Annotated in this window: 1 protein-coding gene and 2 pseudogenes; 2 read left to right on the top strand and 1 reads right to left on the bottom strand. The window is 67.6% G+C overall.

The window, feature by feature from the left end:
• Positions 1–226: pseudogene (locus JCM25156_RS14970) on the top strand (ComEC/Rec2 family competence protein); the annotation flags it as partial.
• Positions 227–255: 29 nt separating this feature from the next.
• Here JCM25156_RS14970 and nth read toward each other — a convergent pair.
• Positions 256–938, bottom strand: a pseudogene (gene nth / locus JCM25156_RS24980) (endonuclease III).
• 216 nt (positions 939–1,154) lie between these two features.
• Between nth and JCM25156_RS14960 the strand changes: the two are divergent.
• A partial coding sequence (locus JCM25156_RS14960; RefSeq protein WP_025813709.1) for an ABC transporter transmembrane domain-containing protein occupies positions 1,155–1,991 on the top strand: 837 nt, incomplete at its 3' end.

Raw genomic sequence — 1,991 nt, 5'->3', positions numbered from 1 at the left:
TGGCGGGGCGCGGCTGCTGGTGAATCTCGCGGCCCGGCAGGGATGTCCCGGCCTGCCGCTGATCGGGCGCTTCGATCCGTGGCGCAACGGTGCCTATGCCATTTACCGGCAGGGCCGCGATGGTCTGCGCATCCGCTCCGACCGGCAGGTACGTGGCGCGCGGCCATGGGTCATGCGCCCCGGTGGGGCGGGGGTGCCCGATCTGCCCATGGCGCGGGCGGAATAGGGCGCGGATCAGAAGAAAGCTTCAGGAAGTTATTTTGAAACAGCAATCTGGCGCGCGGTGGTATCCGGCCCCGTGGCGCGCAGGTCGTCCTTCAGGCGGTACTGGCAGGGATCGAAGGCGGAGCAGCGCCAGCATTCGGGCCTGCGGGCCTTGCAGACATAGCGCCCGTGCAGGATCAGCCAGTGATGGGCGGGGCGCAGCATATCGGCCGGGATGCGGCGCACGAGCTGGTCCTCCACCGCGCGCGGCGTCGTACCCGGCGCGAGACCCGTACGGTTGCCGATACGGAAAATATGGGTGTCCACCGCCATCGTGCTGTCCCCGAACGCGACGTTCATCACCACATTCGCCGTCTTGCGCCCGACACCGGGCAGGGATTCCAGCGCCGCGCGGTCAAATGGCACCCTGCCATCAAAACGCTCCAGCAGTTGCCGCGACAGGGCGACCACATTGCGCGCTTGGTCCGCCACAGCCCGATGGTGCGGATATGCGCGCCCACCTTTTCCTCCCCCAGCTCCACCATGGCGCGCGGGGTCGGGGCGTCATGGAACAGGGCGACCGTGGCTTTATTGACCGAGGCATCGGTCGCCTGCGCGGACAGCACCACCGCCACCAGCAGGGTGTAGTCATCCACGAAATTGAGTTCGCTCTCGGCATTGGGGTTGGCCGCCGCCAGTTGGGTGATGAAGGCGCGCACTTCCGCCAGCGTCATGTTGCGGCGTGCGGGTCTGGTGCGGCGGGTCGGTGTTTTCATTGGCTGCTCGCTGGTGTGGTCGCGCGCCATTGTGGGACTTTGGGGGGATTTATGTAAATCACTCACGCCCCGGCGACCGGGGCCGCGCCCTTGCGTATGGGCCATGCGGGGGCTAGTCCTTCCGGCCCCGCTGCGGTGTGGTTTCGCGGTTTTCCGGCATCAGGACTGGTGGTGATGGCTTTTTTCCTTTCCCGCCCGGTGGCGGGGCGACATGAATTTTCCGATGTGCTGGGTTTTGTATGGCGCAGGTGGCGCGCGCAGCCGGTCTGTCTGGCATGGACGCTGGCGGGTATCGCTGCCGCCACGGTGGCCGATGTCATGATGCCCCTGCTGGCGGGCTGGCTGGTCGATGGTGTCTCCCACCCCGCGCGGGGGGCGGCGCTGCACCATGTATTGTGGGATGTGGCGGGCCTGACCGGGCTGGGGGTGAGCGGTATCGCGGCCCGGCGCATGGCGTATGTGTCCATTTCCCATCTGACATCGCGCGTCATGTCCGCCATCGTGACGGAGGCGTTCGCCCGCGTGCAGCGTTTTTCCAGCGAATGGCACGCCAGCAATTTCGCGGGTTCCACCGTCAGGCGGATCACGCGCGGGCTGGGCGCGATCGACACCCTGGGCGATACGCTCCTGCTCATGCTCGCGCCGGAGGTGATGGTCCTGTGCGTCACGACCGGCGTGCTGGCGTTTCACTGGGCGCTGATGGGGCTGGTGCTCGCGGTGGGGTCCATGGCGCTGATCGGGCTTTCGGTCTGGCTGACGCTGGGCTATGTCGCCCCGTCCGCCCGGCTGGCCAACCGGTGGGACACGCGCATGGGGGCCACCCTGTCCGATGCGGTGACATGTAACGCGGTGGTCAAGGCCCATGGCGCGGAAGCGCGCGAGGATGCCCGGCTGGCATGGGTCGCGAACCGCTGGCGCGGACGCATGCTGCGGTCGTGGCTGCGCGGTACGGACAGCGCCAACCTGCAGAATCTGGCCGCCCTGACCATGCGCATGGTGCTGATCGCGGGG

The organism is Komagataeibacter kakiaceti JCM 25156, assembly GCF_000613305.1.
This window is presented reverse-complemented; position numbering and strand designations above follow the sequence as displayed.